The following is a 24813-nucleotide window of genomic DNA, read 5'->3' on the forward strand; positions in this document are numbered from 1 at the left end:
TAGAAGGGCCTATTTCACGCGGTCGTCAATGCCGATGCGCGACGGCGCGGCGTCGAAGGTCACGCTGACCGCGCCGGGAAAGTCTGCCGGGACCAGATAGGGGGTTCCGCCCGGATAGGCATCGTCACGCGGCGATTTGGGCAAAACCTTCTGGCTGCCGTCGGACAGGGTCACGCGGCCATTGCCGGCACCGACGAAATAAAGACGGTCGGGCTTTGGCAGGGCGACAGCCAGCACGCCCCCGACCTTGCGCATGGCCGTATTGCTTTGCGTCACCGCCTTGGCCAGAGGGGCCACCATCATGGTCCTGGCCGGGGGTTCGCTCGCATAGACGCGCACGCGCATCGACACGCCCTTTTCCGGCCCGCTGACCAGCACCGTGGCCCCGCCGCGCAATTGCGCCAGCGTCGGCAGCGGCGTGATGCGTCCGTCACTGCCGATCGTCAGCTTCTGACTCTGGCCATTGTGTTTGAGTTGAATGCTGGCCCCTTGGGTGCCGCCCTTGATTTTGAGAATATAGGCCACGGTGATTTCATCGCGCTCAGAAGCCGGCAGAGCGAGAAACTTCGACAGAAAGGGAAAGGCCTGATCCGCGGAAACCTCGCGCTGCGTCTGCTGAGCAATGGCGGAAACGGGCATCAGACCGCCAGCCATCGGGGTAAGGCACAGGGCGGCCGCCAGCAGGGCGGGCTTGGCAGCTTTGACAAACATAGGCAGGTCCATCTTTCTGTTCTTTCTCTTGATTTACCCCCTCGCCGGGCGGTGGCTTCGCCACCTTGGCCGCCGCCTCAATGGCGGCTTGAGCGGAACGATTCAGCTAGAAGTCATTCCGCTCTAGCCTAAGCCTTTTACAAAATTAAGGCTGAACCGCAGATGAAGAGATCAGAAAGGCATCAGGAGGAGAGGTGACGCGCCCTCATCAGCGCGTGCGCGGTCGAAATGATGTCGCGCAGGACGTCAAGGTCCACATCACTGAGACGTTTGATATAAAGACAGCCGCCGCCGGTCGTATGCTTGCCAAGGCGGGCGAGGTGATCGGCCTGTTCCGGTGCGCTGGCGAGTACATAAAGGGTCAGAGCGGCACTGCGGGCCGCGAAGGCGCTGAGCGGCCAGGGCACCCGGGTCTTGCCGCTGAGGTAGCTGTATTGACCGTAACCGATCAGGGACGTCCCCCACACGACCGGGGGTTCGCCGGTCACCTCGGCGAACAGTCCCAGCAGCGTGTGGGCATCGGCGCGCATCTTTTCCGGGGCTCTGGCGTCCAGAAAGGCGGCGGGATCGGCGTCGGTCGGCTGGGTTTTCGGTTCGGCCATGCCCCGAAGACTGTGGCGGTAACGCCGGTTTGTCAAGCAAAGGGCAGGTGAGCGGGCAGGCTTGGGGCGTCGGCGGCCCGGCCCCAGCGCGGCGGCAGTCCGTTCAAACCACGCACCCAGTCCTCGACCATGGCCGCCTGCTGCTCATAGCCATAGGCCGCATAAGACCGCCCCGGGATCAGGCGGTAGCGATAACGCCCGCGTTCGCGCCACAGATAGCGCCATAGGGTCATGCCGCTCTCGTATTGCCACACATGCGTCAGCTCATGCCCCAGCAGGGCCAGATGGTCCGCTCGTCCGGACAGATCGCCGGTCAGGTCGGGCCAGAAAATCCTGCGTCCGCGTACCACGATCAGTGGCCCGTGCCCCATCAGGCCCGCCAGTTGCGCGACCGGATGCGCCCGCCCGATCAGCCGCACGGCCTCGACCGGCACCGCTGCGATCAGTCCGGCGGGCAGGGCGGCGATTTCGGCGGGGGTGAGGGAACGCTCCATTGGTCGTATGTAGGCACTGCACCAACGCACGGGAAGGGCAATTGACGGCGGGCCATCGCCTGCCTATCGGAAAGGCTGAGGAGAAGCCCCCCCATGTCATTCGCACCCATGTCATCCGCACCCATGTCATCCGCCGCCTTGTCACCTGTCGTCTTTACCGGCCGCGTATCCGATGCCGAAGCGCGGGAATGGATCGCGGCCCTGTCCGCAGCCTTGCCGGACATGCCCGTGGTGCCGCTGAGCGCTGCCGACCCGCAGGCGGTCGAGGTCGCCGTCGTGGCCAATCCGGACCCGGCGGTGTTGCGAAGCCTGCCGCAAGTGAAATGGGTGCACAGCGTCTGGGCCGGTGTTGAACGGCTGGTGGCTGAATTGCCGGCGGACCTGCCCATCGTGCGGCTGGTCGATCCGGAACTGAGCCGCGTGATGGGCGAGGCGGTGCTGGCCTGGACCCTCTATCTTCAGCGCGACATGCCCGCCTATGCGCGTCAGCAGGCGGCCCGCCGCTGGCATCAGAGGCCCTACCGCGCGCCATCGGCGGTGACGGTCGGCGTGCTCGGGCTGGGCCATATGGGGCTGACGGCTGCGGCGCGGCTGCGGGAGGCGGGGTTCGGCGTCCTCGGCTGGAGCCGAACGCCTAGAAAGGCGGATATACCAGTGTTTACTGGCGAGGACGGTCTGAAGGCCCTGATGTCGCAAGCGGACATTCTGGTCAGCCTGCTGCCGGCGACGCCGCAAACGCGTGGCCTTCTGAATGCGGAGCGGCTGGGCTGGCTGCCGGAGGGTGCCGGGCTGATCAATTTCGGACGCGGCACCGTGCTGGACATCGAGGCGCTTCTCACAGCCCTCGATCAGAACCTGTCGCACGCTGTGCTCGATGTGTTCGTGTCTGAACCGCTGGAGGCCACCTCGCCCCTGTGGGCACATCCGCAGGTAACGGTCCTGCCGCACATCTCGGCCCCGACGAATGTGCACACGGCGGCGCAGGCGGTGGCCGATAATCTGCGCCGCTGGCGGGCGACCGGTGACCTGCCTCTGACCGTGGACCGTACACGCGGTTACTGAGGCGCGGTCATCTGCGGTGTCTTGCCAGATACGGTCTCGCGTGTAACCTTCCACCCGTAACGGCTGGAGGGCATTGGGTTATGAAGCGTCTGGTATCTGTATTCAGCATCGCCATCTGTCTGGCCGGGCCGGTTCTGGCGGCGCCCAGACCCGATCCGGTGCGCGAAGCCTCCGTCGATCAGCTTCAGGCGGCGATGACGCGTGGCGAGTTGTCGGCAGAGGCCATCACCAGGGCCTCTATCCGTCGCATCGAAGCCTATGACAAATCGCGCCAACTCAATACCGTGATCGTGCTCAATCCCGATGCGCTGGCCGAGGCGCGTGCGCTCGATGCCGAGCGTAAGGCGGGCAAGCTACGCGGGCCGCTGCACGGCATCCCTGTCCTGATCAAGGACAATGTCGAAACCAAAGACGCCATGCCGACCACGGCGGGCTCTCTGGCGCTGAAAGACAATGTGACGGGGCGCGATGCGCCGGTGGTGGCGCGGCTGCGGGCCGCCGGGGCGATTATCCTCGGCAAGACCAACCTGTCGGAATGGGCCAATATCCGCTCAACCCGTTCGATGAGTGGCTGGAGCGCGGTGGGTGGTCTGACCGGCAATGCCTATGATGCGCGCCGCTCGGCCTGCGGTTCGTCCTCGGGCAGCGGTACGGCGGTGGCCTGGAGCTTTGCCGTTCTGGCCGTCGGCACGGAAGCCGATGGCTCGGTCGTGTGTCCGTCGGCCATGAACGGTCTGGTCGGGCTGAAACCGTCCATGGGGCTGATTTCGCGCACCCACGTCGTGCCCATCTCGCACAGTCAGGACATTCCGGGGCCGATGGGGCGCAGCGTGCGCGATGTAGCGCTGATGCTGTCGGCCATGGCAGGTAGCGACCCGGCGGACCCGGCCACACAGGCGGCCGATGCCCGCAAGGTGGATTACGCGGCAGGCCTGTCGCCCGATGCCCTCAAAGGCGTGCGCATAGGCGTTCTGCGCGACCGGACCGGCGGGCCGGGCAAGGTCGAGACGGCGTTCAATGCCGCGCTTAAACATCTGGAGGCCGCGGGCGCCGTTCTGGTCGATATTGCCGACTCCTCGGTCGAAGGGTTGGATGCCGCCGAACTGACTGTGCTTCAGACGGAGCTGAAGGCCGATCTCAATGCCTATCTGGCCACCACGCCGGCCACAGTGAAGACGCGCACCCTGTCGGAGGTCATCGCCTTCAATACTGCCGAAGCCGCCCGCGAAATGCCCTTCTTCGGGCAGGAGTTTTTTGAGGCTGCGGAAAAAACCAAGGGACTGGACGACCCGGCCTACAAGGCGGCGGCCAATCGTGCGAAGACCGTGGCCCGCAGCCATATCGACGGGCTTCTGAACGCCTATGGCGTGTCGTTGCTGGTCGCACCGACCTATGGTCTGCCGTGGCTGTCGGATGAGGTCAATGGCGATCAGTTTTCCGGCCCGTCGGCCAGTCAGTGGCCCGCCATGTCCGGCTATCCCCACCTGACCGTGCCCATGGGGCAGGTACAGGGCCTGCCGCTGGGTCTGTCCTTTATCGGTACGCAGTGGTCGGACGCTCAGTTGCTGCGCGCTGGCTATGCCTTTGAGCAGGTGGCGAAGGCCCGGGTCGCGCCGCCTCAGTGAACACAGCAGCGATAACCTCTTAAGGTAATTTTGACGGGTGGCCCATCAGGCCGCGCCTTCATCCTTATGCGGCAGGGTTTAGGGTGTGCAGACCACAGAGCTGTTCCCCCGAGGATATGATGACCCGCCGTATCGTTCCCGTCGCTACGAAGGTGCTGAGCCTTCTGCCCATCGTTCAGACCCTGAGCGGTCGCGTGCCGTCGCCGAAGGTTATGGCCGCGGCGGGGCTTCTCAATACGCCCTATGTGCGCCGTCTGGCACCTGGCCTCAGCGGTTTGTTCAGCGTAGGGCTGGCGGTGGTGGCGGTCGCGGGCTTCGTCAACGACCTCCGAAGCCGCAAGGCGGCACCCGTTCGGCGGAGGGTGCGATGAGCGCCGTGTGTGTCGGCGACCCGACGGCCAGAGCGCGCCGGGCTTTGACGCTAAGCCTGTGGACCGCCGGGGTGGTGCTGATTACGGGCAGCGGAGCCGTTGCCGCGCGCATCGCCACTCTGGACGGTTCCATGCTCACTCAGGTCGAGGCGCGTCAGGACCCGCATAAACTCTTTCCGGCCAACGAAACGGTTGAGCGTGACCTTCTGGATGTTCGCCCGCCGGTGGGGGAAGAGGTCCGCCTCGCCAGCCTGTGGCCCGCGACCGAACCGCCGCCGGTTGCGCCCGAACAGGCCTACCCGGCGCAGGGCAGTGATAGCGCAGCAGCCGATATGGCCTACAGGCCCGATGAGGCGACCGAAGCGGCGGCCCTGGCCGAAACCACGCGGGCCCGGGCTGTGCCCGGCGTTATCGAATGCGCCGAAACCTGCTTCGATGCTCATCAGGCCGCAGCAGACACGGTCGAAACATCCGGCGGCGACACCACCTCTCTGCCTACGGTCACCCCCACTTCGGCGGCCAGAACCGAAACCGTGGCGCTGGACGACCTGCTTCCGAGGCAATAATCCCGCCGGCGGAAGAGGCGCAGCGCCCGAGGCTGGACGCCCCGAAGCATCCGCATTAAGCTCTCAGCTTTCACGGGAAAAGCGGCAGGAGCGGTGGATATGGTGATAGCGGCAAAGCGAAAAAACGGGCTTCTGAGTGTTCTCAGCGTCGCCGCGCTTCTGTGTTACGGCGCTCAGGCCCACGCGCAGGTCCAGCCCGAAGGGCAGGCCCAGACGGAGGCTCTCAAAACCTGTATCTCGCGATCGGTAACACCGGACGATGAGCGCCTGATCCTGCGCTACGTCTTCTTCATGATGGCGCGTCATCCGGACGTGTCGCGCTACGCCACCATTTCAGAGCCCGAACGCAACGCGTTGGATCAGCAGGTCGGCACCATGATGACTCGCCTGATGGTCGATCAGTGCGGCAACGAAATCCGCGCGGTTTACAAGAGCGGCAATCAGAACGTTATTCAGGCGGCCTTCGGTCAGGCCTTTTCCGGCGTGGGGGAGCGCGGCATGAAGGATCTGATGGGGCATCCGGACGTGCAGGCGGCGTCCATGGGCTTTGTCAAATATATGGATATGAACCGGCTGATTAAGCTGTTTCTCCCACAATAGAGGGCCGCGGCGTTAACCTTAAGCGTTAACCGGAAACCGCCTCTTAAGATTTGGCGGGGTAAGGTGAGGGCGAATCACGAAGCTCTCCGGACTCCGCCTGCATGTTTCAGATTATCGGTATTGTCGTCCTCTTTGGCTGCGTCTTCGGCAGTTACCTGCTGTCGGGCGGCTCGATGGCGCCGATCCTGCACTCGCTCGCCTTCGAACTGATGGGCATTGGCGGCGCGGCCGTGGCCTCGGTCCTGATTTCCAACGACATGCACACCATCAAGGGGATGGGCGGCGGCATGGGCAAGGTGTTTGGCGGGGCCAAGTGGAAGCCTGCGGATTACCGCGATCTTCTGTCGCTTTTGTTTCAGTTGACCAAGACGATGAAGGCCAAGGGTGTCATCGCTCTGGAAAGCCATATCGAAAAGCCACACGACTCCTCGATCTTTTCGCGCTACCCCAAGATTATGAAGGATCACTTCGCCATCGACTTCATCTGCGACACCCTGCGTATGATGACCATGAACCTCGAAGACCCGCATCAGGTCGAAGACGCGATGGAAAAGCAGCTCGAAAAGCACCATCACGAAGCCATGCACCCGGCCCACGCCATGCAAAGCGTGGCCGACGCCCTGCCGGCGCTCGGTATCGTTATCGCCGTTCTGGGGGTTATCAAGACCATGGGGGCCATCACGGAACCGCCGGAAGTGCTGGGCGGCATGATCGGCGGCGCTCTGGTGGGTACCTTTCTGGGCGTTATGCTGGCCTATGGCCTCGTCGGGCCTTTCGCCACGCGCATGAACGGCGTGGTGGAGGAGGAGGGGGCCTTCTACAAGATCATTCAGGCGGTGCTGGTCGCGCACCTGCACGGCAATGCGGCGCAGATTTCGGTGGAAATCGGTCGCGGTAACATTCCGTCCGGCGCCCAGCCCTCGTTTGCCGAAATGGAAGAAGCCCTTAATAATATACCGAACGAGTAGATTAACCTTAAGAAACGGGCGAATCCGGCCCGCCGCAAAAGCCGCAACTTCCCGCCTCAGGGGTATTTTGAGGGGGAATTGCGGCTTTGTTGCGAGAGTTGATCACATATTTGTGAAAACACCCCTTGCGGGACTCAGCGGTTTTGCGTATGAAGGAGTCGGGCGCAGTTGCTAGGCGCTCTAACGTTAGAATCTAAGGATCTGGATCCATGACCTCTGAAATCGTCCGCAAGGCCCTGCTCGCCGCCGCCGCCGTCGCCGCTCTGTCGGTTGCCGCTTGCTCGAAGCCGGCTGAAGAAGCCGCCACCACCGAAGAATCCGCTCCGGCTGACGCTTCGGCTGACGCCTCGGCCACTGTCGAAGCTTCGGAAGCCGCTTCGCCGGCCGCCGTTGAAGCTCCGGCTGCTGAAGCTCCGGCTGCTGCTCACTAATCCCTCGCGCCTCACGGCGCTGGATTAGACAAGAGTTTGGAAGAGGTCGTTCCCGGGAACGGCCTCTTCTTTTTTGTGCGTGAGCCCGATGACCGATCCTCAACTCTATTTCGCCGAAGACGGCAATCCGCGCTCGGCCCGTTTTGACGACATCTATTATTCGTTGCAGGACGGCCTGTCGGAAACGCGGGCCGTATTCCTGAACGGCTGCGGCCTGCCGCAGGGCTGGGAGGGTCGTCGTCACTATACCGTCGCCGAACTGGGTTTTGGTACCGGGCTTAATATCGCCGCCCTGATGCAACTCTGGGCGGCTCATCGTCCGCCGCAGGGGCATCTGCACCTCTTTTCTGTCGAAGCCTATCTGATGCCGCGTGAGGCGGCGGCTCGTGCATTGGCCAGTTGGCCGGAACTGGCGCCCTTCGCCGAAGCGATTATCGCGCGCTGGCCGCCGCAACGGCGCGGCTTTCATCTGATGACCTTCCCCGAATGGGGCGTGACCCTCACCCTGGCGCTTAGGGACGTGCGCGATGCCCTCAATCAGTGGGAGGGCAAGGCCGATGCCTGGCTCCTCGATGGGTTCTCTCCGGCGCAGAACCCCGACATGTGGGCCGATGATGTGCTAAAGGCCGTGGCGGCGCACAGCGCGCCGGGGGCCCGGCTGGCCACCTTCACCGTGGCGGGCTTTGTGCGGCGGGGGCTACAGGCCGCCGGGTTCGAGGTGTCGAAACAGCCCGGTTTCGGGCGCAAGCGCGAGCGGCTGGAGGCCGTCTTTGCGGGGGCGGTCGAAGCCCCTTTCGCGCCTGAGCGCATGGCCGTGATCGGCGGGGGCATTGCCGGGGCCTCGATCGTCCATGCCCTTCGTCATTACGGCCATCAGGCCACCGTCTTCGATATCGGGCCGCAGGCGTCGGGCAATCCGGCGGGACTGGTCACGCCGCGGCTGGATGCTGGGGGTGGGACGATCAGCGTCCTGTTCGCCGATGCGCTCTATGCGGCGACGGACCTCTATGCGCGCCTGTGCCCCGAAGCCGTGCTGGCGCAGGGGGTGCAGCAACGTTGCGCCGACGCGCGCGATGCCGCGCGCTTTGCTAAGATCGCCGCTCAGCCGGACTATGCGCCGGGCGATATGGCCGCGGATGAGGCCGGCCTTCGCATGACGCGCGCCTTATCGGTGCGCCCGCCGGAGATCGTCAAGGCGCTTCTGGGAGACGCTGCGGTGGTGGCCGAAACCGTCGTGCGCGTGGAGCCCGGTGCGCCGGTGCGTATCGTGACCGACCGCGCGGTTCACCTTTTCGATCGCGTCCTCCTCGCCTGCGGGGACGGGATTTTCGACCTGCCGTTCGCTGAGGCGCTCGATCTGCGGCCGGTGCGCGGGCAGATCGAAACCGCCAGCGCCCCGCCACCGGACGCCCGACCGCAGGCCTGGGGCGGCTATTATGTGCCGCTGCCGGACGGTTTCGTCTTCGGCTCGACCCATATTCGCGGCGACAGGGGCGTTGAGCCCCGCGAAGCAGACCGCGCGCACAATCTCGACACCCTGCGCGCCGTCCTGCCCGCAGCGGCAGCGTTGGCCGAAGACGCTTCGGTGTCGCGCGCCGCCGTGCGCGTGACGACCCGCGACCATCTGCCGGTGATGGGGCAGATGGCACCGGGTGTGACCATCCTGACCGGTCTGGGGGCGCGCGGCCTGTGTCTGGGGCCGCTGCTCGGCATGGCGGCGGCGGCGCAGACGCTGGGGGTGCCGTCGCCGCTGACTGTGGCATCCGCGCATCGGTTGCGCCCGGAAAGATTACAGGCTGTTCATAGTCATTAAATGGCCCGATTCCGCTCGCCTCATCGGGGAGGAACTGGCACCCGTGAGTGCGATCCTGACCAAGGAATGATGCGATGAAGACTCTGATGACTGTCGCGGCGCTGGCCGCTGCCGGACTGACGACCCTCAGCCTGCTTCCGGCTCAGGCTCAGTCTGTGGGGGCCGAGTCTTCGGCTCCGCCGGAGCGGGAGGCCCCGAAGGCGCAAAAAGACATGCGCAAATGCTTCCGCAGCGAAGATATCGACCGCTTCAATCCGATAGATTCGCGCACCATGGTCATCGAAACCTATGGGCACCAGCACTACCGGCTGGAACTCAGCGGGGCCTGCATGGGCATCGAAGACGCGTTTCGCATCGGTGTGCGCACACGCGGCGGGTCGATCCAGGTGTGCGGTGGCTTTGATGCCGAAATCCTCTATTCGGAGCCGGGTTCGGGCCGGCTGACGCGCTGCAATATCACCGATGTCAAGCCGATAACCAAGGACGAGGCCGACCGTATCGAAGGCGTGACGCCCCGGACGGCAGAAAACAGGGCCGGAGCAGGGACATAAGAGGGTAGAGAAATGAAAACCGTGGTTAAACTGGCGGCTGTGGCCGTTGTTGTGGCGAGCGGACTGGGGGCCTTGAGCCTGGCCTCGGCGGCACCGGAAGACACACCCGGGCCGCGTGGCAAGCAGGATGGCAAGCCGAAATGTATCGACGCCAGCCAGCTCAATCGCAAAATGGTGGTCAACAAGACGACCGTCCTGATCGAAGACGGTTTCGGGCGGTCAGCCCTGCTGAAGCTTTCGGCCCCCTGTCAGAATCTCGACGATCTGGACAAGATCGGCTTTGAGTTCTTCGGGGGCACGCAGATCTGCGACCGGCGCGATGTGAAGATTCTCTATTCGCGCTTTGACGAGGCCCCCGTGCGTTGTCTGGTCGAGTCGGTGACGCCGCTGACCAAGGAAGAGGCAAAAAAATACCAGTGAGCGGAAAGGATCAGAGATAGAGGACCTGACCGGGGTTCGGATTGTCCCGGCGCTAAATCACTTCGGCGCAGACCTGCCGGATGTCGTCAAACTGAAAGGGCTTGGGCAGGATAAAGTCCACCTTGGCGCGGCGGGCGGCATTGTGCGATTGGCTGGCCGCCTGTGGGGCCCCCTTACGAATGGCGGTCATCACCGCGATCGGCGTGTTGGGGGCCGCCTGACGGTAGGTGTCGAGATGGTCCAGCGAATTCTCTTCGGCCATGAAGATGTCGATAGCCAGCAAGGCCCACGTCTGACGGTTCAATTCTTTCAGCGCCGTCGCGCGGTCCGTCGCGACGCCCGAGCGGAAACCGGCCCGTTCAAATAGACGCCCGATCAGGTGGGCCTGAGTCAGGCTGTCTTCGATGATGAGTACGCTGGGTGTCATGGGCAGGCTCACTGGCATTTGCGTGTTTTCAGATTACGCCGTTCTGGTTAAATGGTTTTGAAAATCCGGAAGGGTGAGCGGAAATTCGCCGGCCCGACCGATCTTGAGGAGAGACAGATGTTGCGTATCCATGGAAAAGCCTTTTGGGCGGCGCTGGGCATAGCGGGCGGCTTGACGGCGCTGGCGCTGATGCCCCTGACGTCTCAGGCCGAAGACACCAAAAAAGCGCCGCCGCGCTGCGTCACCGGGCCGGGGATGGACACTACGGTCCTCGATCAGGAGACGGTGCTGGCCGAAGGGGCCGGACGCGGCGGTGTGCTGATCAAGGTGGACGGCTGTCGCCTGACGCCTTACGATGTTCTGGTGTTCGAGTACCGTGGCACGGTGCAGATCTGCGACCCGCTCGATGTGCAGCTTTCGGTGCGTCAAAGCGGCGGCGGCGGGTTCAAGACGCCTTGTTTCGTGCAGTCGGTAACGCCGGTCAGCGCCGAAGAGGTCAAGACGCTGCGCAAGCAGAAATATCAACGCACGGACCGTTAAGATAAGGGGGATAGCATGTCTCGACTGAGGCTTATAGGCGCGCTTATGGCGGGGGTGTCGTTTGCCGGCGGCGCTCTGGCGGAACCGTCGCCGAAACCCGACATCAGGGTCGCCGTCCCTCCGCAGGACGTGATCGGGATTGTTGAGGTGATCGGTGATGACCTGCTGATCAAATCGCTGGACGGTGTGCACCGCTTTAGCGGAGCGAAGGCCTGCACGGGCCTGACCGACGCGCCGTTCGTGCACGTCCGCATGACGGAACAGAAGGTCTCGCTGGGCCACGGCGGTACGGCACAGGTGGTGTACGGCACCAGCATGGCCAGCGTGCGGACCTGCACCGTGACCTATCAGGGGCTGTACTCGCCGCCGCCGCTTATGGAGGTGACTCCGCTGGAACGCTAAAAAAAAGCCCGGAGCGATCCGGGCTTTTTTTCATCAGTCATTGTCCATCTTGAGCGCGGCGATGAAGGCCTCCTGCGGGATTTCGACCTTGCCGAACTGCCGCATCTTCTTCTTGCCCTCTTTCTGCTTCTCCAGCAGTTTCTTCTTGCGCGTGGCGTCGCCGCCGTAACACTTGGCTGTCACGTCCTTGCGCAGCGCCCGCACGGTTTCGCGCGCGATGATACGCCCGCCGATCGCCGCCTGAATGGGGATGACGAACAGGTGCTGCGGGATGAGGTCCTTCATCTTTTCGCACATGCCCCGGCCGCGCTGTTCGGCGCGTTCGCGGTGCACCAGCATGGACAGGGCGTCCACCGGCTCGGCATTGACGAGGATCGACATTTTCACAAGGTCGCCTTCGCGGTATTCCTCGATCGTGTAGTCGAACGAGGCATAGCCCTTCGAGATCGACTTCAGGCGGTCGTAGAAGTCGAACACCACCTCGTTCAGCGGCAGCTCATAGACGGCCATGGCGCGCGACCCGACATAGGAGAGGTCGGTCTGGATGCCGCGACGGTCCTGACACAGCTTGATCACCGCGCCCAGATAGTCGTCCGGCGTGAAGATGGTCGCCTTGATCCACGGCTCCTCGATATGGTCGATCTTCACCGGGTCCGGCATGTCGGCCGGATTGTGCAGGTCGATCACGTCGCCATTGTTCATATAGATCTTATAGACGACGCTCGGCGCGGTAGCGATCAGGTCGAGATTGAACTCGCGGCTCAGGCGCTCCTGAATAATCTCAAGGTGCAACAGCCCCAGGAAGCCACAGCGGAAACCGAAGCCAAGCGCCGCAGACGTCTCCATCTCATAGGAGAAGCTGGCATCGTTGAGGCGCAGCTTGCCCATGGCTGAGCGCAGGTCTTCAAAGTCCGCCGCATCGACCGGGAAGATGCCGCAAAAGACGACCGGCTGCACTTCCTTGAAGCCCGTCAGGGCCTGTGAGGTCGGCTTGCGCTCATCGGTGATGGTGTCGCCGACGGCGGCGTCCTGCACTTCCTTGATCTGCGCCGTGAAGAAGCCGACTTCGCCGGGGCCCAGCGCCTCGACATCGGTGGCCTTGGGCTGAAACACGCCCAGCTTGTCGATCTTGTAGGTGGCGCCGGCGTTCATCAGCTTGATCTGCTGACCGGGCTTGAGGAAGCCGTCAAACACACGCACCAACACGACGACGCCCAGATAGGGGTCGTACCAGGCATCGACCAGCAGCGCCTTCAGCGGCGCCGTGGGGTCGCCCTTGGGCGCGGGCAGCCTAGTGACAATGGCTTCCAGCACGTCCTCGATGCCGATGCCCGACTTGGCCGAAGCCAGCACAGCCTCAGAGGCGTCAATGCCGATCACGTCCTCGATCTGGGCGCGCACGCGCTCCGGCTCGGCGGCGGGCAGATCGACCTTGTTCAGGACGGGGACGATTTCGTGATTATTGTCGATGGCCTGATAGACATTGGCGAGCGTCTGGGCCTCAACGCCCTGCGATGCATCGACCACCAGAATCGAGCCTTCGCAGGCCGCCAGCGACCGCGACACCTCATAGGCGAAATCGACGTGGCCCGGCGTGTCCATCAGGTTCAGGACGTAATCTTTTCCGTCCTTGGCCTTGTAGTTCAGGCGCACCGTCTGCGCCTTGATGGTGATGCCGCGCTCGCGCTCGATCTCCATATTGTCGAGCACCTGCTCCTTCATCTCACGCGCGGTGAGGCCGCCGGTGAACTGAATCAGGCGATCGGACAGGGTGGACTTGCCGTGGTCGATATGGGCGACGATGGAAAAGTTACGAATTTGGGACAGTTCGGTCATGCGGGGGCGATAGCATGATGCGCCCTTAAGGGGAAGGGGGCAGGGGCATGGCCCCTGCACCCGGAAATTTATTCATTTTGTACGCAAATAAAGGCGCTGTCCGGAAAGGGAGCCATAAGGCTACCTAAACACCCTCAAATCCACCGCATCGCCCATCACCTTATAGCCCGCTATCGAGGGGTGGATATGGTCGCCGGAATCGTAGTCGGGCTTGAGGCGCGTCGGGTCCGCCGGATCAGCCATCAGCTTATCGAAGTCGATCACCGCATCGAATGCCCCTGAGGTGCGTATCCAGCGATTGACCGCCTGACGGTCGGCCTCGTTTTGCGCGTCCGGGTGGTAAAGCGAAAAGCCCATAAAGGGCAGGATGGTCGCGCCGATGACTTTGATGCCGCGTTCCTGCGCCCGGCGGATCATCTGCTGATAGGCGGTGATCATATCCTCGACCCCTTGCGCATGGGCGGCGGCGCTCACCGGCGCGTCCTTGGTCAGGGTGCCGAGGTCGTTGACCCCTTCGAGGATGACCAGATACTTCACCCCCGTCTGGCTCAGCACATCGCGTTCAAACCGTGCCATGGCGTTGGGGCCTGAGCCGTCATTGAGGATGCGCCCGCCGCCGATGCCGGCATTGAGCACCGACAGGTGCCGCGTGCGCGGATCGGCCTGAAGCCGCCGCGCCAGTTGATCGGTCCAGCGCGCATTCATCCCCGGCTTGACCCCATAGCCGTCGGTAATGGAGTCGCCAAGCGCCACGATCGACGCCGCGCCCTGCCGAGCCATGACATCGACGCCCGAAACATGGAACCAGCGCTCCATGGTCTTCGCCCCGTCCAAAGACCCCTCCGCCACGCGGTTGCCTTTGGCGAAGTAGGAGATCATGCGCGCGCCGGGGTGGCTGGTCTGGGGCGAGGCGGCTTCGGGCAGGTGCAGCGATAGGGTCAGGTCGGTGAAGGGCTTGACGGTCATGACCACAGGGTCGGACACATACTCCGCTCCGGCGGGAATAGTGATCGCCGTGCGCCCACCAAAGGTCAGGCCGCGTGCATTGGTCGTGTCGATGCGCGATGTCATCTGATCCGCCGAAATCGCCGCATGGGCCGCGCCGATCTTCAGCGGTTTGGTGCCGAACACATTGGACAGCCGCACACGAAACTGCTTCCCGCCCTGCGTCAGGCGCACGATCTGACGGATCGTCACATCCGCGGCGATGTCCGGCGGCAGGGTGGTGTCGGGATTAGGCACCATCTGCGCCGAGGCCCAGGCCCCGACCCACACCGTACCCCCCGCCGCCGCAGAGGCGGGCAGGCTGACAAGCCCGGCACCGGCGGCGATCCCGCCCAGCAGGGCACGGCGGTCAATGGCGGTCATGTTTCGCTCCTGTAGCCTTTTGTCTTATGCGGCCATCATCACCGGCGTGACCGGCGTGTCAATGCACCGGTGCGACTTATCGGTTCAGGTCCTTAAACGAAAAAGACGGCGCGATCCGATGATCCGCCGTCCTTTTTCATAGACATCAAAACGCAGCTTACAGCAGGCTGGCCGCGGCAATCAAAGCCGCCATGGGCAGGATACCGGCAAACAGCAGATTTCCAACCATACCGAACGTGTCGCTCAACTTGATCAGGGTCATCTGATACTCTCCTTGTGTTGACGACGACTATATATGTTGCGACTGCGAAAAAGTTTAGGGGTCGATATGTCGCAGCCTCATCACATCCGGTAAGCAATCGCGCCAAAACCTGTTAAGCTTCGTGATCCTGAAGGTGGGAGGGGCGATATGCTGACGTTCGAACGGTTGAAAGAGATCATTCTGGCCTATCCGGACACCGAAGAAACCACTTCCTGGGACGCGTGGTCGTTCAAGGTTAATGGCAAGGTGATCGTCTTCTGGAATCCGACCTATGACGCGCCCGTGTTCAAGGTCCCTTTTGATGAACGCGACTTTTTGCTGGAGGTCGATCCGGACACGTTTTTTACCACGGACCATCATCGGCCGTGGCCCGTTATACTGGCGCGCCCCGACCGCGTCGATGAGGACTGGGTGAAGGCCAATATCGACCGGGTGTGGCGCGCACAGGTGAAGAAACGCACGCTGAAAGCCTGGGATGAGGCCTCGCCACGGGCCTGATAGCCGGAGACATTCAGAAGGCGGAGATAAGGGCGGCGACAAAGGCCGCCAGCATAGCCCCGGCAATGACCATCGGAAATATCTTGTCCATCAGGTCGTCGGGGTTGATCTTAAAGGCGCGCATCTTGGCTCACCTCCTTTCGACACAACGGGCCCAGTGTACGCCTTTTTTCGCTGTCAGATGTACACCTTGACGTGAAAGTGCGCATTGCCGCCCCACTGACGCCGTAATGCCGACATCCGGGCGTGATCAGTGGTGGCATGGGACATCATCAGGGCAGGGGACACGACCGCGCGGGACGGTGGGGCTGGGCGGTAGCGGTGGCTTTGGCCCTGCACGCGCTGGCGGGTCTTCTGGTGGTGTGGCTGACGCCCGCGCCCGCCGCCCCTGAGCTGCCACCGGTAGAAGTCGAGCTGTGGCCGATGCCGGTCATTGCGCGGGTTGAACCGCAAGCCGAGGACGCCCCCGCCCCGACGCCGACCCAACCCACGCCGCGCCGTTCGTTACCCACCCCCACACAGCCCTTACCCCGCCCGCCTGTAACCCAGACCCCGCCATCGGTCATGGAAAGGCCGTCCGCACCGCCCGCAGCCTCCGAAACCGGCACCGGGGTCACGCCGCGCGCCTATGCCGAAGGGGCTGATGCGGGTCGCGCGGCGGCGACCCGCGCCCTGAACAAGCGGCAATTCTGCATCCAGCAGCGCAATGACGGCCGTCCGATGGACAAGGACTGCCCCGTCAGCCCGCCTAAAGAGGTGGTGCTGCCGCTCAAACCGCCGGAAACCCGCCCCACCCAACTCTGTCTGGCGGCCCGCGAACGCGAATGGCAGAAGTACCGCGAAGGCCGCGGAGCCTATCCGGGGTTGCGTGATATGGTCTCCGGCAAGAAGAAATGCCGTCAGGGCTGGGACGACTGAGCCTCACAGGCGCGGGGGGCAGCCCTATTTCAGACACCTCCGACTGCGACACATGAACCCTGACTGAAGCCCACGGTAAGGATTTGGTCACCCCTTCAGGGTTAATAAAAGCCTTACGCTTATTTTCGACGGAGTCTCTTGCGTCATGGAACGCCGCCATTTTCTGATGGGAGCCGCCGCTACGGCCGCCACCCCGCTGATCGCTTCGCCGCTTCAGGCCCTGGCCCAGACCGGTGCCGCATCGTCTTCATCCGCTTCCCAGAGCCGCACCGCCGAAGGCTATCAGCGCGATGAAATCCTGCGCGCCGGGTCCGACTTCCTTGGCGTGACGGTCGAGGCGCTGGGCGGGGCCATCGAAAAAATCTTCTCCGACTATGGCGACCGCCCGACCGCCTATATTGCCGGTGAAGAAGTGTCCGGGGCCATCGCCGTCGGCCTGCGCTATGGCAAGGGGCTGGTCCATATGAAGGCCTTGCCCAGCCCGGAAAAAATCTTCTGGCGCGGTCCCTCGGTCGGTTTCGATACCGGCGGCAACGCGTCGCGCGTCTTCTCGCTGGTCTATGGCCTTTATGACGTCGAGAAAATTTATCAGCGCTTCCCCGGCGTCGATGGCTCGGCCTATTTCATCGGCGGGCTGGGGGTCAATTATCAGCGGTCTGATGACACCATAGTGGCACCGATCCGCGCCGGCGTTGGTTTCCGTCTGGGGGCCAATATCGGCTATCTGGCCTATTCCAAGTCGCGCAAGTGGTTCCCGGCTTAGGCCGCCTGTCCCACTGTTGCGGAAAATCCCCGTCACAAAACGGCGATATGGCTGACACGGCCATGTCGCCGTTTGGTTAAGCGGGTGTCATGAAGCCCGAGTAGCAGCGTTTCCCCAGTGGCGTCGTGTGGACGCCCATCGGGGATTTGAGTATGAAAACCTATCTGCAAGCCGGGACTGCCCTGGCTCTTCTGTTTGCTGCCGCGCCGGTTATGGCGGCGGAAGCGCCCAAGGCGGAGGCCGCCACCGCCGCGGCTCCGGCCGAAGAGATCACCGAAGTCATCGTCTATGGTCAGGGCCAGAGCCGTCAGCTTCAGACGCTGAAGGGCAGCGAACTGTCGCTCGAAGCCGCCGGTACCTCGCCGCTGAAGGCCATCGACAAGCTGCCGGGCGTGTCCTTCCAGTCGGCCGACGCCTTCGGGGCCTATGAATGGTCCACCCGCATCACCCTGCGCGGCTTCAACCAGAACCAGCTCGGCTTTACGCTGGACGGGGTGCCGCTGGGCGACATGTCCTATGGCAACCACAACGGCCTGCACATTTCGCGCGCCATCATCTCCGAAGACGTCGGCCGCGTGGACCTGATGCAGGGTGCCGGTGCGCTTTCGACCGCCTCGACCTCCAACCTCGGCGGCACGCTGCAATTCTTCTCGCGCAACCCGGCGCAGGACATGGGCGGTGAACTGGCCGGCACGATCGGTTCGGACTCGATGCATCGCCTCTATGGCCGCTTCGAAACCGGCACGCTCGAAAGCCTCGGTGGCTTGCGCGCCTTCGTTTCGGTCGCCGATCAGAAGTCTGACAAGTGGAAGGGCGGCGGCGAGCAAAAGCAGCAGCAGATCAGCGCCAAGGCCGTGCTGCCGCTGGGCGAAGGTGAACTGACCGGCTTCATCAACCACTCCGAACGCCGCGAGCAGGACTATCAGGACATGTCGTTCGAAATGATCGGACGTCTGGGCCGCGACTGGGATAACTTCCAGCCGAACTATGCCGCCGCTATCGGCGTCGCCACCACCCTCAACAATCCGGCCCTCTACGTCTCCGGTCAGCTTGACCCCAGCTCGGGCTACTGGACCGGCAAGGGCGTCAACCCCTACGCCGCCTATGGTGTCGCCAATCCGGACGACGCCTACTATTACGGCGCGGGCGTGCGCGATGACGACCTGATGGCGCTCAGCTACGAGACCCCGATCAACGACATGATCAAGGTGTCGGGCACCATCTATAACCACACCAACAAGGGTCAGGGTCTGTGGGTCACCCCCTACACCGTTTCGCCGAACTTTGGCACGGCCGGTGCAACCACCAATAATGCGCCACTGTCGATCCGCACCACGGAATACGACATCGACCGTACCGGTGCCTTTGGCGCGGTGAACTTTGATCTCGGCGCGCACCAGGTGACCGCCGGTCTGTGGGTCGAAGACAACGACTTCAATCAGGCCCGCCGCTTCTATGGCGAAACCCTGAACGCCCCGTCGCGTGACTCGCTGGGCTTCCAGTCGAACCCCTTCAAGACCTCGTGGGAATACAAGTTCAACACCAAGACCACGGTCGGCTATGTGCAGGACGTGTGGACCCTCAGCGAGCGTCTGAAGCTGAATTATGGCTTCAAGGCAATGAAGGTGGAAAACTCGGTCTCGACCGTCACGGGCAGCGCCCTGTCGGGCAAGATCAAGTCTGACGACAGCTTCCTGCCGCAGGCCGGTATCGTCTTCAAGGCCCTGCCGGAAGTCGAACTGTTCGGCTCCTACTCGGAAAACATGGCTGCCTACGTGTCGGCGGCGACCTCTGGCCCCTTCGGCTCGCAGTCGCAGACCATCGTCAACTATGTCAGCCAGAACCTGAAGCCGGAAAGCTCGAAGACGTTTGAAGGCGGTCTGCGCCTCAACCTCAGCAACTTCCGCGGCGTCGCGGCGGTCTATCACGTCGATTTCTCGGATCGTCTGCTGGCCATCCAGCAGGGCGCTTCGATCCTCGGCAACGCCTCGGTCCTGTCGAACGTCGGTTCGGTGAAGACAAACGGCGTCGAACTGGGCGGCACATGGCGCTTCACCGACAGCCTGCGTCTGTCGTCGTCCTATAGCTACAACGACTCCAAGTACGCCGATAACTACACCAGCAATGGCGTAACCTATCAGACCAAGGACAAGTCCGTCGTCAATACGCCGAAGCACATGCTGAGCGCCGACCTGAGCTACGACAACGGTACCCTGTTCGCCACGGCCGGTGCCAAGTACACGGGCGACCGTTACTACACCTACGAAAACATCGGCGGTAAGGTCGAAGGCTTCACCACGGTCGATGCCACGCTGGGCTATCGCTTCCCGGCCAATATCGACGTGCAACTGAACGTCACCAACCTGACCGACGAAAACTATATCTCGACCGTGGGTTCGGGTGGCTTCGTCAACCGCGACACCGCCGGCACGACCATGACCCTGCTGCCGGGCGCCCCGCGTCAGGCCTTCGTCACGGTCCGTAAGCGTTTCTAGATCATTATGATTTCTGGTAGAAATATAATGATCTAGATGTTTGTTTAGCCCCTCGCCGGGCGGTGGCTTATGCCACCTTGGCCGCCGCCTCAATGGCGGCTTGAGCGGAATGATTCCAGTAGAAATCATTCCGCTCTAAATTTGGAAGACCTCCTGGCCTCTGCTGCGGCCCGGATACACACTGCCGCTCCGGTGACCTCACCGGAGCGGTTTTTTTATAGGGAAAGAGTCTGGCCCAACTCAGCGCCCTGGCGGCCCAGATCGAGCAGGCGCATGACGTCGAGCGCCTGTGCGGCGGGGACGGGCAGGGGGCCGGTGCCGCGAATGGCCTGCGCCATCCCCTCGTAAAAGGCCGGATAGCGTCCCGGTAAAGTCGCCTGCGCCACCGGGGGTAGGGGAGCGGCACCCGATACCGGCGTCAGTACGCCGTCGCGGTCCATGCCCCAGCCCTTGCCGCCAACCGGCTGCCCGGCCTTCAGCGCCTCTTCCTGCGTGTCGAGGCCGTATTTGATGTAGCTGCCCAGCCGACCATGAATTTCAAAGCGTGGTCCCGGCGCGGGCGTCAGCGCGCTGGCCTGCAAGCGCACGCGGCGCGCACCGTAGAACAGGGTGGCGTGGAAATAGTCATCGACCACAGAGCCGTCGCGCTGCTGCGCCAGATCGAGCGCAATGGCATCGGGCGCGCCAAACAGGCACAGGGCCTGATCGACCAGATGCGCCCCCAGATCGTACCACAGGCCTGACCCCGGTAAGGCCTGCTCCCGCCAGCGGTGGCGCAAGGCCGGGCGAAAGCGGTCAAAGCGCGAGATAAACAGACTGATCTCGCCCAGGGCCCCCGTTTCGATCAGGTGCTTCACCGTCAGAAAATCGCCGTCCCAGCGGCGGTTATGAAAGACGGTCGCCAGCCGGTTTGCCGCACTCGCTGCCGCCAGCACGGTTTCGGCCTCTGCGGTGGTGAGGGCGAAGGGTTTGTCGATGACGACGTGCTTGCCCGCTTTGAGCGCGGCGATGGCTTGCGGGGCGTGCAGATCATTGGGCGTGGCCACGACCATCAGCTCGATCGCCGGGTCGGCCAGAGCGGCCTCGAAATCACAGACCGTCACACCCGGCAGATCGGCCTGCACCTCAGCGGGGCGCGACGACACGACGGTGGTCAGCGCAAGGCCCGCCGCGGTCCGGATCAGCGGCGCATGGAAGGTCTTTCCGGCATAACCATAGCCCACCAATGCCGTCTGTACCGGAGCGCTCATCATCTCACCAACTGTAGTTAAAACTGATGCTTATACGGATATCTTCAGAAAGGTTGATCGGCACTTCGTGACGCAGCCAGCTTTCCCACATCAGGATCGTGCCGGGCTTTGGCGCCTCATAGACGAAGGGTTGATGCTCGCGCTTGGCCCCTTCCTTGCGCGGCGGCGAATTCATAAAGCTGGTCAGGCGCGGGTCTTCGAATTTGAGCGCGCTGGCCCCATCGGGCACGCTGACATAAAAAGTGCCTGAAATCAGGCTGTGCGGGTGGATGTGGTTCGAATGGTGCCCCATGGGCTCCAGAATATTGATCCACATATTGTCGAGCTTTAGCGCCCCGGCGGGCAGGTCGTATTCCAGAATCTCGACAAAGCGCGCGGCGTGGGCGTCGGTATGCGCCTTGAGGTCTTCAAAGGCGCTGGCCAGAAGGGGCAGGTTGTTCAGCGACCCATAGGAGGTGTAGCCGAGATAACCCTTTTGCTGCGACCAGTTTTGCCCGGCCTCGTCCTCATCGGCGAAGGCGCGGCAGGTGTCGTCGATCTCCTCCAGATAGGCCGCGAAATCCGGCATGTCCGACAGGTCGGCGCGGTAGATTTCGGTGGTGAACAAAGGCGTGACGGTGGAGGCGTAAGGCTGGGTCATGCTGCCTTTTCGCCCAAAGGGGCGCGCGCGGCAAGCCTATTCGAAGACGCTGAGGTCGGGCGCGGCCTTTTGTCCCGGCGGCGGGCCATAACGGTTGGCTCCCTTAGTGCCGGGGATGAAGCAGAGGATCAGGGTCAGTGCCCTGTTTAGCCAGCCTACAGCCTCCGAGACCTGGCGCAGCGTCCGTGTGAGAGCTTCGTATTCCGGGTTAATGCCTGTACTGTTTTCCGGAAAAACGGGCACTATCCATGGCGACACTATAAAAAGAAGCGAAGTGAGGAACGGCAACAAAAAGAACAGGGCGGGCCAGATCGGCCCATTCAAGTCTTTCAGCCTGCGTACCGCCAGTGCGTAGCTGGGCCATATCAACACAAAGGCCAGCAGCCCGAAGACGCTGAGAACCGGGCTGGCGATAGAAATGCCGGTATTCATTATTCCCGGTAACAGAAAAGCATAGGCCGCAAACAAACCCAGCGATGTCGATACCATAAACAACGCATAGGGCAGGCGCGCGGTACGCCCTTTGGTGGACAACAGAAAACGCCACATACAAAACTCCCCCCGGTGGTTGTGACAGGTAACCTATCACTCACCGGGGGGCGTTGTCATGCGTTCAGGGTAAGGCCTATTCCAACTCGAACTCGGCATTGAGCGTCATCGCGGTCGAAACCTCGCCGCCGGCGATGGCGGTATCGGACTCGGCCTTCATGGCCATGGCGCGAACCATCGGCATGGGCGGCGGCGCGGACATGGCGGCATTTTCGTTCAGCGACTTGATACGCTTCACCGTCTTGCCCAGCGATTTGGCATAAAGCTCGGCGCGCGCCATCAGGGTCTTGGTCGCTTCGATGCGCGCCTTGTCCTCGGCGGCCGACGGGTCTTTGAGGCCGAAGGAGATGCCGTCGATCTGGTTGATACCGGCCTTGACCACCGCGTCGATGGCCCCGCCCAGCTTCTTGACCTCTTCGACGCGCACACTGATGCGGTTGCTGGCCTGATAGCCGCGCAAGGTCGGCGTACCGCCATTTTGCGGGTAATCATAGACGGCGTTGAGGCTGAGGCCGGTCGTCTGCACATTCTTGTCGGCAATGCCCTGCGCCTTTACGGCGGCGAAGACGCTGTTCATCTTCTGGGCGTTGAGCTTCATGGCCTCTTCGGCGGTTTTGGCCTCGGTGACGACGCCAAAGGTGATGAAGGCGACGTCCGGCGTCGAGCGCACCTCGGCCGTTTCCGACAGGGTGAGCAGGGTGCCCATAGGGTGATGCGCCATGCGCTCCGCCATCGGCGCTTCCGGGGTTTGGGCCATCACCGGTGCGGCGGCGGTCATCAGGGCGAGGGCAGCGGCGGAAACCGCGAACATCCGTTTCATAAGTGTCTCTCTTCGTTTCTGTCTCTTAGGCGCGCAAGCGCTGGTAAACGGGTCTGGCGGTCCTCCGTGGCCTCTTTATGACCCTGGCTTGACCGCCACAGGGCGGAAGATGCCCCGCCTGTGTGTCAATAATCCATGTGCGCGTGTGAACGACGCATGAACCCGCCTGACGATTTCGCGTCAGCTTCCTCACCGCCGTGTCTGGGGTGTTGAAAATGCCGATACAGGGCTTTAAATCGGGGCGTGAGCGTGTTAGGCACGCATCCCCTGCCTTTGGTGCGGGCGTGTAGCTCAATGGTTAGAGCCGACCGCTCATAACGGTCTGGTTGGGGGTTCGAGTCCCTCCGCGCCTACCAATCCTCATCCCGCCTGACAGAGCCCGGCCCGCCGTAAAATTTTCGCATGACCCGTGCGGGGAAAGAGCGTAAGCCTTGCGGCAAATCAGCCATCGGGGGCCTTCATGACCGACGCCATCGCACTTCTTATCCCGCCGCGCGAAAAGGATCTGGGCGGCTTTACCGTCAAGCGCATCCTGCCGTTCGCCAAACACCGCATGGTCGGGCCGTGGATATTTTTCGATCATATGGGGCCGGCGGTGTTTGAGCCGGGCAAGGGCACCAATGTCCGGCCGCACCCACATATCAACCTGGCCACCGTCACCTATCTGTTTGACGGTCATATCCACCACCGCGACTCGCTGGGCTCGGATCAGGTCATCACACCGGGGGCCATCAATCTGATGGTGGCGGGCAGGGGCATTGTCCATTCCGAACGCGAGCCGCTTGAAGGGATCGACACCACGCGGCAACTGCACGGGCTGCAACTGTGGCACGCCCTGCCGGAGGCCGACGAAGAGATCGACGCCGCCTTCTTCCACTATGACGCCGAAGAGATACCGGCACTGACGGTCGAAGGTGTGCCGGTGCGCGTGATGATGGGGTCGGCCTATGGCGTCTCGTCTCCGGTCAAGACCTATGCCGAGACGCTGTATCTGGAGGCGCGCCTGAGCGCCGGGCAGGCGCTGGTCCTGCCGGATCATGTGGTTGAGCGGGCGCTCTACGTCGTGTCAGGCCGCGCGGCTGTCAATGGCACGCCGGTCGAAGCCTCGCACATGGTCGTTCTCAACGCCGGTGCGACGGTCAGCGTCACGACCGACGCTGAGGCGCAACTGGCCCTGATCGGCGGCGAGCCCTTTACCGAGCGCCACATCTACTGGAATTTCGTCTCGTCGCGCAAGGAACGCATCGAGCAGGCCAAGGCCGACTGGCGCGACGGGCGCTTCCCCAAGGTGCCGGGCGACGAGATCGAATTCATCCCGCTGCCGGTCGAATGATGTCAGATATGATCTCTGCACGAGTCGAGGAGACTCATATCTCCGATTTCAGCGTGGCTATCGAGGTCAGCGGCCATCGCCTGAGCGGCGACGAACCTGAATCGCAAGGGGGGCTGAACCTCGCGCCGTCGCCCTATGACTATCTAACGGCGGCGCTGGGCGAATGCACGGCCATGACCGTGCGCTGGTACGCCAAACAAAAAGGCTGGCCCTTGCAGGAGGTTCGCGTGGACCTGACCCACGAAAAGGTCGCCGGTCACGAATCGGGCAAGGCCGATATCTTCCGCAAGTCGGTGACGATTATCGGTGACCAGCTCAGCGACGAGCAGCGGCAAAGACTGCACGACATTGCTGCCAAATGCCCGGTGCACAAAACCCTGACGGGTGGGGCGTTTATCGAGACCTTTACGGCGTAATCAAGCGTTTCCGTCGCTTTCGTTTGAAACAATTATGACTTTACAGGGCGGGACAGGCCTCTCTAATGTTCCGCAAACAGTC

28 protein-coding genes and 1 tRNA gene are annotated in these 24813 nt (G+C 62.8%); 19 read left to right on the top strand and 10 right to left on the bottom strand.

From position 1 onward, the window contains the following. Positions 1-9: 9 nt before the first annotated feature. The 3 genes from PQU94_RS11280 to PQU94_RS11290 all read right to left on the bottom strand — a co-directional run bounded on the left by PQU94_RS11280 (position 10) and on the right by PQU94_RS11290 (position 1807). The gene (locus tag PQU94_RS11280; protein WP_272741569.1) at positions 10-711 is read right to left on the bottom strand and encodes a hypothetical protein; all 702 of its coding nucleotides are present in this window, start codon (positions 709-711) and stop codon (positions 10-12) included. Positions 712-893: 182 nt separating this feature from the next. Continuing rightward, on the bottom strand, positions 894-1313 hold the full coding sequence (locus tag PQU94_RS11285; RefSeq protein ID WP_272741570.1) for a DUF1801 domain-containing protein: 420 nt from the start codon (positions 1311-1313) through the stop codon (positions 894-896). 32 nt (positions 1314-1345) lie between these two features. Further along, the gene (locus tag PQU94_RS11290; RefSeq protein WP_272741571.1) at positions 1346-1807 is read right to left on the bottom strand and encodes a hypothetical protein; all 462 of its coding nucleotides are present in this window, start codon (positions 1805-1807) and stop codon (positions 1346-1348) included. Between the two features lie 93 nt (positions 1808-1900). Here PQU94_RS11290 and PQU94_RS11295 point away from each other — a divergent pair, with 93 nt between their 5' ends. From PQU94_RS11295 to PQU94_RS11340, 10 genes are all read left to right on the top strand, one after another. Next, positions 1901-2869, top strand: a complete 969-nt coding sequence (locus PQU94_RS11295) for a 2-hydroxyacid dehydrogenase (RefSeq protein ID WP_272741572.1) — start codon at positions 1901-1903, stop codon at positions 2867-2869. Positions 2870-2949: 80 nt separating this feature from the next. Then, a complete protein-coding gene (locus PQU94_RS11300) occupies positions 2950-4494 on the top strand; it encodes an amidase (protein WP_272741573.1) in 1545 nt (514 codons plus the stop codon). A gap of 119 nt (positions 4495-4613) precedes the next feature. Further along, positions 4614-4865, top strand: coding sequence for a hypothetical protein (locus PQU94_RS11305; RefSeq protein WP_272741574.1), 252 nt, complete (start codon positions 4614-4616; stop codon positions 4863-4865). Beyond that, positions 4862-5431 (top strand): hypothetical protein, encoded by a 570-nt coding sequence (locus PQU94_RS11310; RefSeq protein ID WP_272741575.1) that lies wholly within the window; start codon positions 4862-4864, stop codon positions 5429-5431. The genes PQU94_RS11305 and PQU94_RS11310 overlap by 4 nt, the downstream gene beginning before the upstream one ends. Positions 5432-5530: 99 nt before the next feature. Then, positions 5531-6031, top strand: a complete 501-nt coding sequence (locus PQU94_RS11315; protein ID WP_272741576.1) for a hypothetical protein — start codon at positions 5531-5533, stop codon at positions 6029-6031. A gap of 101 nt (positions 6032-6132) precedes the next feature. Beyond that, positions 6133-6999 carry a flagellar motor stator protein MotA gene (motA, locus tag PQU94_RS11320; protein WP_272741577.1) on the top strand — a complete coding sequence of 289 codons (867 nt, stop codon included), beginning with the start codon at positions 6133-6135 and terminating at the stop codon, positions 6997-6999. A 209-nt stretch (positions 7000-7208) separates the two neighbouring features. After that, positions 7209-7430, top strand: coding sequence for a hypothetical protein (locus tag PQU94_RS11325; RefSeq protein WP_272741578.1), 222 nt, complete (start codon positions 7209-7211; stop codon positions 7428-7430). Between the two features lie 88 nt (positions 7431-7518). Next, complete coding sequence (mnmC2, locus tag PQU94_RS11330) at positions 7519-9243, top strand: tRNA (5-methylaminomethyl-2-thiouridine)(34)-methyltransferase MnmC2 (RefSeq protein ID WP_272741579.1); 1725 nt, start codon at positions 7519-7521, stop codon at positions 9241-9243. A 74-nt stretch (positions 9244-9317) separates the two neighbouring features. Continuing rightward, the gene (locus PQU94_RS11335; RefSeq protein ID WP_272741580.1) at positions 9318-9794 is read left to right on the top strand and encodes a DUF6491 family protein; all 477 of its coding nucleotides are present in this window, start codon (positions 9318-9320) and stop codon (positions 9792-9794) included. A 12-nt stretch (positions 9795-9806) separates the two neighbouring features. Continuing rightward, the gene (locus tag PQU94_RS11340; RefSeq protein WP_272741581.1) at positions 9807-10214 is read left to right on the top strand and encodes a DUF6491 family protein; all 408 of its coding nucleotides are present in this window, start codon (positions 9807-9809) and stop codon (positions 10212-10214) included. 52 nt (positions 10215-10266) lie between these two features. On the opposite strand, the gene PQU94_RS11345 is transcribed toward PQU94_RS11340, so the two are convergent. Continuing rightward, positions 10267-10641 carry a response regulator gene (locus tag PQU94_RS11345; RefSeq protein WP_272741582.1) on the bottom strand — a complete coding sequence of 125 codons (375 nt, stop codon included), beginning with the start codon at positions 10639-10641 and terminating at the stop codon, positions 10267-10269. A 117-nt stretch (positions 10642-10758) separates the two neighbouring features. Between PQU94_RS11345 and PQU94_RS11350 the strand changes: the two genes are divergently transcribed. Next, positions 10759-11181, top strand: coding sequence for a hypothetical protein (locus tag PQU94_RS11350; protein ID WP_272741583.1), 423 nt, complete (start codon positions 10759-10761; stop codon positions 11179-11181). Between the two features lie 15 nt (positions 11182-11196). Further along, positions 11197-11583 (top strand): hypothetical protein, encoded by a 387-nt coding sequence (locus PQU94_RS11355; protein ID WP_272741584.1) that lies wholly within the window; start codon positions 11197-11199, stop codon positions 11581-11583. A gap of 33 nt (positions 11584-11616) precedes the next feature. Here the strand turns inward: PQU94_RS11355 and lepA are convergent, their stop codons facing one another. Both lepA and PQU94_RS11365 read right to left on the bottom strand, forming a co-directional pair. After that, positions 11617-13419: a translation elongation factor 4 gene (gene lepA / locus PQU94_RS11360; protein ID WP_272741585.1), complete on the bottom strand. Its 1803-nt coding sequence runs from the start codon at positions 13417-13419 to the stop codon at positions 11617-11619. A 120-nt stretch (positions 13420-13539) separates the two neighbouring features. Beyond that, entirely contained in the window at positions 13540-14787 is a 1248-nt protein-coding gene (locus PQU94_RS11365) for an SGNH/GDSL hydrolase family protein (RefSeq protein ID WP_272741586.1), read from the bottom strand. A gap of 409 nt (positions 14788-15196) precedes the next feature. On the opposite strand from PQU94_RS11365, the gene PQU94_RS11370 reads away from it, so the two are divergent. The 4 genes from PQU94_RS11370 (at position 15197) to PQU94_RS11385 (ending at position 19723) form a co-directional block, all read left to right on the top strand. Further along, on the top strand, positions 15197-15547 hold the full coding sequence (locus PQU94_RS11370; RefSeq protein WP_272741587.1) for an MmcQ/YjbR family DNA-binding protein: 351 nt from the start codon (positions 15197-15199) through the stop codon (positions 15545-15547). 261 nt (positions 15548-15808) lie between these two features. After that, a complete protein-coding gene (locus PQU94_RS11375) occupies positions 15809-16465 on the top strand; it encodes a hypothetical protein (protein ID WP_272741588.1) in 657 nt (218 codons plus the stop codon). A 145-nt stretch (positions 16466-16610) separates the two neighbouring features. Then, complete coding sequence (locus PQU94_RS11380) at positions 16611-17228, top strand: DUF1134 domain-containing protein (RefSeq protein WP_272741589.1); 618 nt, start codon at positions 16611-16613, stop codon at positions 17226-17228. 152 nt (positions 17229-17380) lie between these two features. Continuing rightward, positions 17381-19723 carry a TonB-dependent receptor gene (locus PQU94_RS11385; protein WP_272741590.1) on the top strand — a complete coding sequence of 781 codons (2343 nt, stop codon included), beginning with the start codon at positions 17381-17383 and terminating at the stop codon, positions 19721-19723. Positions 19724-19938: 215 nt separating this feature from the next. Here the strand turns inward: PQU94_RS11385 and PQU94_RS11390 are convergent, their stop codons facing one another. From PQU94_RS11390 to PQU94_RS11405, 4 genes are all read right to left on the bottom strand, one after another. Next, the gene (locus tag PQU94_RS11390; RefSeq protein WP_368407077.1) at positions 19939-20976 is read right to left on the bottom strand and encodes an oxidoreductase; all 1038 of its coding nucleotides are present in this window, start codon (positions 20974-20976) and stop codon (positions 19939-19941) included. Between the two features lies 1 nt (position 20977). Next, on the bottom strand, positions 20978-21613 hold the full coding sequence (locus tag PQU94_RS11395) for a TIGR02466 family protein (protein WP_272741591.1): 636 nt from the start codon (positions 21611-21613) through the stop codon (positions 20978-20980). A gap of 36 nt (positions 21614-21649) precedes the next feature. Next, entirely contained in the window at positions 21650-22162 is a 513-nt protein-coding gene (locus PQU94_RS11400; protein ID WP_272741592.1) for a DUF805 domain-containing protein, read from the bottom strand. 76 nt (positions 22163-22238) lie between these two features. After that, complete coding sequence (locus PQU94_RS11405) at positions 22239-22982, bottom strand: SIMPL domain-containing protein (protein ID WP_272741593.1); 744 nt, start codon at positions 22980-22982, stop codon at positions 22239-22241. A gap of 280 nt (positions 22983-23262) precedes the next feature. Here PQU94_RS11405 and PQU94_RS11410 point away from each other — a divergent pair. The 3 genes from PQU94_RS11410 (at position 23263) to PQU94_RS11420 (ending at position 24731) form a co-directional block, all read left to right on the top strand. After that, a tRNA-Ile gene (locus PQU94_RS11410) sits at positions 23263-23338 on the top strand. 104 nt (positions 23339-23442) lie between these two features. Beyond that, a complete protein-coding gene (locus tag PQU94_RS11415) occupies positions 23443-24315 on the top strand; it encodes a pirin family protein (RefSeq protein ID WP_272741594.1) in 873 nt (290 codons plus the stop codon). 8 nt (positions 24316-24323) lie between these two features. After that, positions 24324-24731, top strand: a complete 408-nt coding sequence (locus PQU94_RS11420; protein ID WP_272741595.1) for an OsmC family protein — start codon at positions 24324-24326, stop codon at positions 24729-24731. The last annotated feature ends 82 nt before the right edge of the window (positions 24732-24813 follow it).

This window comes from Asticcacaulis currens (assembly GCF_028550395.1).
Classification (GTDB): Bacteria; Pseudomonadota; Alphaproteobacteria; order Caulobacterales; family Caulobacteraceae; genus Asticcacaulis; species Asticcacaulis currens.

What these genes read in the sequence shown, in the direction of transcription:
- PQU94_RS11280 (WP_272741569.1), bottom strand. Translation starts at nt 711, where the DNA reads ATGTTTGTCAAAGCTGCCAAGCCCGCCCTGCTGGCGGCCGCCCTGTGC.
- PQU94_RS11285 (WP_272741570.1), bottom strand. Translation starts at nt 1,313, where the DNA reads ATGGCCGAACCGAAAACCCAGCCGACCGACGCCGATCCCGCCGCCTTT.
- PQU94_RS11290 (WP_272741571.1), bottom strand. Translation starts at nt 1,807, where the DNA reads ATGGAGCGTTCCCTCACCCCCGCCGAAATCGCCGCCCTGCCCGCCGGA.
- PQU94_RS11295 (WP_272741572.1), top strand. Translation starts at nt 1,901, where the DNA reads ATGTCATTCGCACCCATGTCATCCGCACCCATGTCATCCGCCGCCTTG.
- PQU94_RS11300 (WP_272741573.1), top strand. Translation starts at nt 2,950, where the DNA reads ATGAAGCGTCTGGTATCTGTATTCAGCATCGCCATCTGTCTGGCCGGG.
- PQU94_RS11305 (WP_272741574.1), top strand. Translation starts at nt 4,614, where the DNA reads ATGACCCGCCGTATCGTTCCCGTCGCTACGAAGGTGCTGAGCCTTCTG.
- PQU94_RS11310 (WP_272741575.1), top strand. Translation starts at nt 4,862, where the DNA reads ATGAGCGCCGTGTGTGTCGGCGACCCGACGGCCAGAGCGCGCCGGGCT.
- PQU94_RS11315 (WP_272741576.1), top strand. Translation starts at nt 5,531, where the DNA reads ATGGTGATAGCGGCAAAGCGAAAAAACGGGCTTCTGAGTGTTCTCAGC.
- motA (WP_272741577.1), top strand. Translation starts at nt 6,133, where the DNA reads ATGTTTCAGATTATCGGTATTGTCGTCCTCTTTGGCTGCGTCTTCGGC.
- PQU94_RS11325 (WP_272741578.1), top strand. Translation starts at nt 7,209, where the DNA reads ATGACCTCTGAAATCGTCCGCAAGGCCCTGCTCGCCGCCGCCGCCGTC.
- mnmC2 (WP_272741579.1), top strand. Translation starts at nt 7,519, where the DNA reads ATGACCGATCCTCAACTCTATTTCGCCGAAGACGGCAATCCGCGCTCG.
- PQU94_RS11335 (WP_272741580.1), top strand. Translation starts at nt 9,318, where the DNA reads ATGAAGACTCTGATGACTGTCGCGGCGCTGGCCGCTGCCGGACTGACG.
- PQU94_RS11340 (WP_272741581.1), top strand. Translation starts at nt 9,807, where the DNA reads ATGAAAACCGTGGTTAAACTGGCGGCTGTGGCCGTTGTTGTGGCGAGC.
- PQU94_RS11345 (WP_272741582.1), bottom strand. Translation starts at nt 10,641, where the DNA reads ATGACACCCAGCGTACTCATCATCGAAGACAGCCTGACTCAGGCCCAC.
- PQU94_RS11350 (WP_272741583.1), top strand. Translation starts at nt 10,759, where the DNA reads ATGTTGCGTATCCATGGAAAAGCCTTTTGGGCGGCGCTGGGCATAGCG.
- PQU94_RS11355 (WP_272741584.1), top strand. Translation starts at nt 11,197, where the DNA reads ATGTCTCGACTGAGGCTTATAGGCGCGCTTATGGCGGGGGTGTCGTTT.
- lepA (WP_272741585.1), bottom strand. Translation starts at nt 13,419, where the DNA reads ATGACCGAACTGTCCCAAATTCGTAACTTTTCCATCGTCGCCCATATC.
- PQU94_RS11365 (WP_272741586.1), bottom strand. Translation starts at nt 14,787, where the DNA reads ATGACCGCCATTGACCGCCGTGCCCTGCTGGGCGGGATCGCCGCCGGT.
- PQU94_RS11370 (WP_272741587.1), top strand. Translation starts at nt 15,197, where the DNA reads ATGCTGACGTTCGAACGGTTGAAAGAGATCATTCTGGCCTATCCGGAC.
- PQU94_RS11375 (WP_272741588.1), top strand. Translation starts at nt 15,809, where the DNA reads ATGGGACATCATCAGGGCAGGGGACACGACCGCGCGGGACGGTGGGGC.
- PQU94_RS11380 (WP_272741589.1), top strand. Translation starts at nt 16,611, where the DNA reads ATGGAACGCCGCCATTTTCTGATGGGAGCCGCCGCTACGGCCGCCACC.
- PQU94_RS11385 (WP_272741590.1), top strand. Translation starts at nt 17,381, where the DNA reads ATGAAAACCTATCTGCAAGCCGGGACTGCCCTGGCTCTTCTGTTTGCT.
- PQU94_RS11390 (WP_368407077.1), bottom strand. Translation starts at nt 20,976, where the DNA reads ATGATGAGCGCTCCGGTACAGACGGCATTGGTGGGCTATGGTTATGCC.
- PQU94_RS11395 (WP_272741591.1), bottom strand. Translation starts at nt 21,613, where the DNA reads ATGACCCAGCCTTACGCCTCCACCGTCACGCCTTTGTTCACCACCGAA.
- PQU94_RS11400 (WP_272741592.1), bottom strand. Translation starts at nt 22,162, where the DNA reads ATGTGGCGTTTTCTGTTGTCCACCAAAGGGCGTACCGCGCGCCTGCCC.
- PQU94_RS11405 (WP_272741593.1), bottom strand. Translation starts at nt 22,982, where the DNA reads ATGAAACGGATGTTCGCGGTTTCCGCCGCTGCCCTCGCCCTGATGACC.
- PQU94_RS11415 (WP_272741594.1), top strand. Translation starts at nt 23,443, where the DNA reads ATGACCGACGCCATCGCACTTCTTATCCCGCCGCGCGAAAAGGATCTG.
- PQU94_RS11420 (WP_272741595.1), top strand. Translation starts at nt 24,324, where the DNA reads ATGATCTCTGCACGAGTCGAGGAGACTCATATCTCCGATTTCAGCGTG.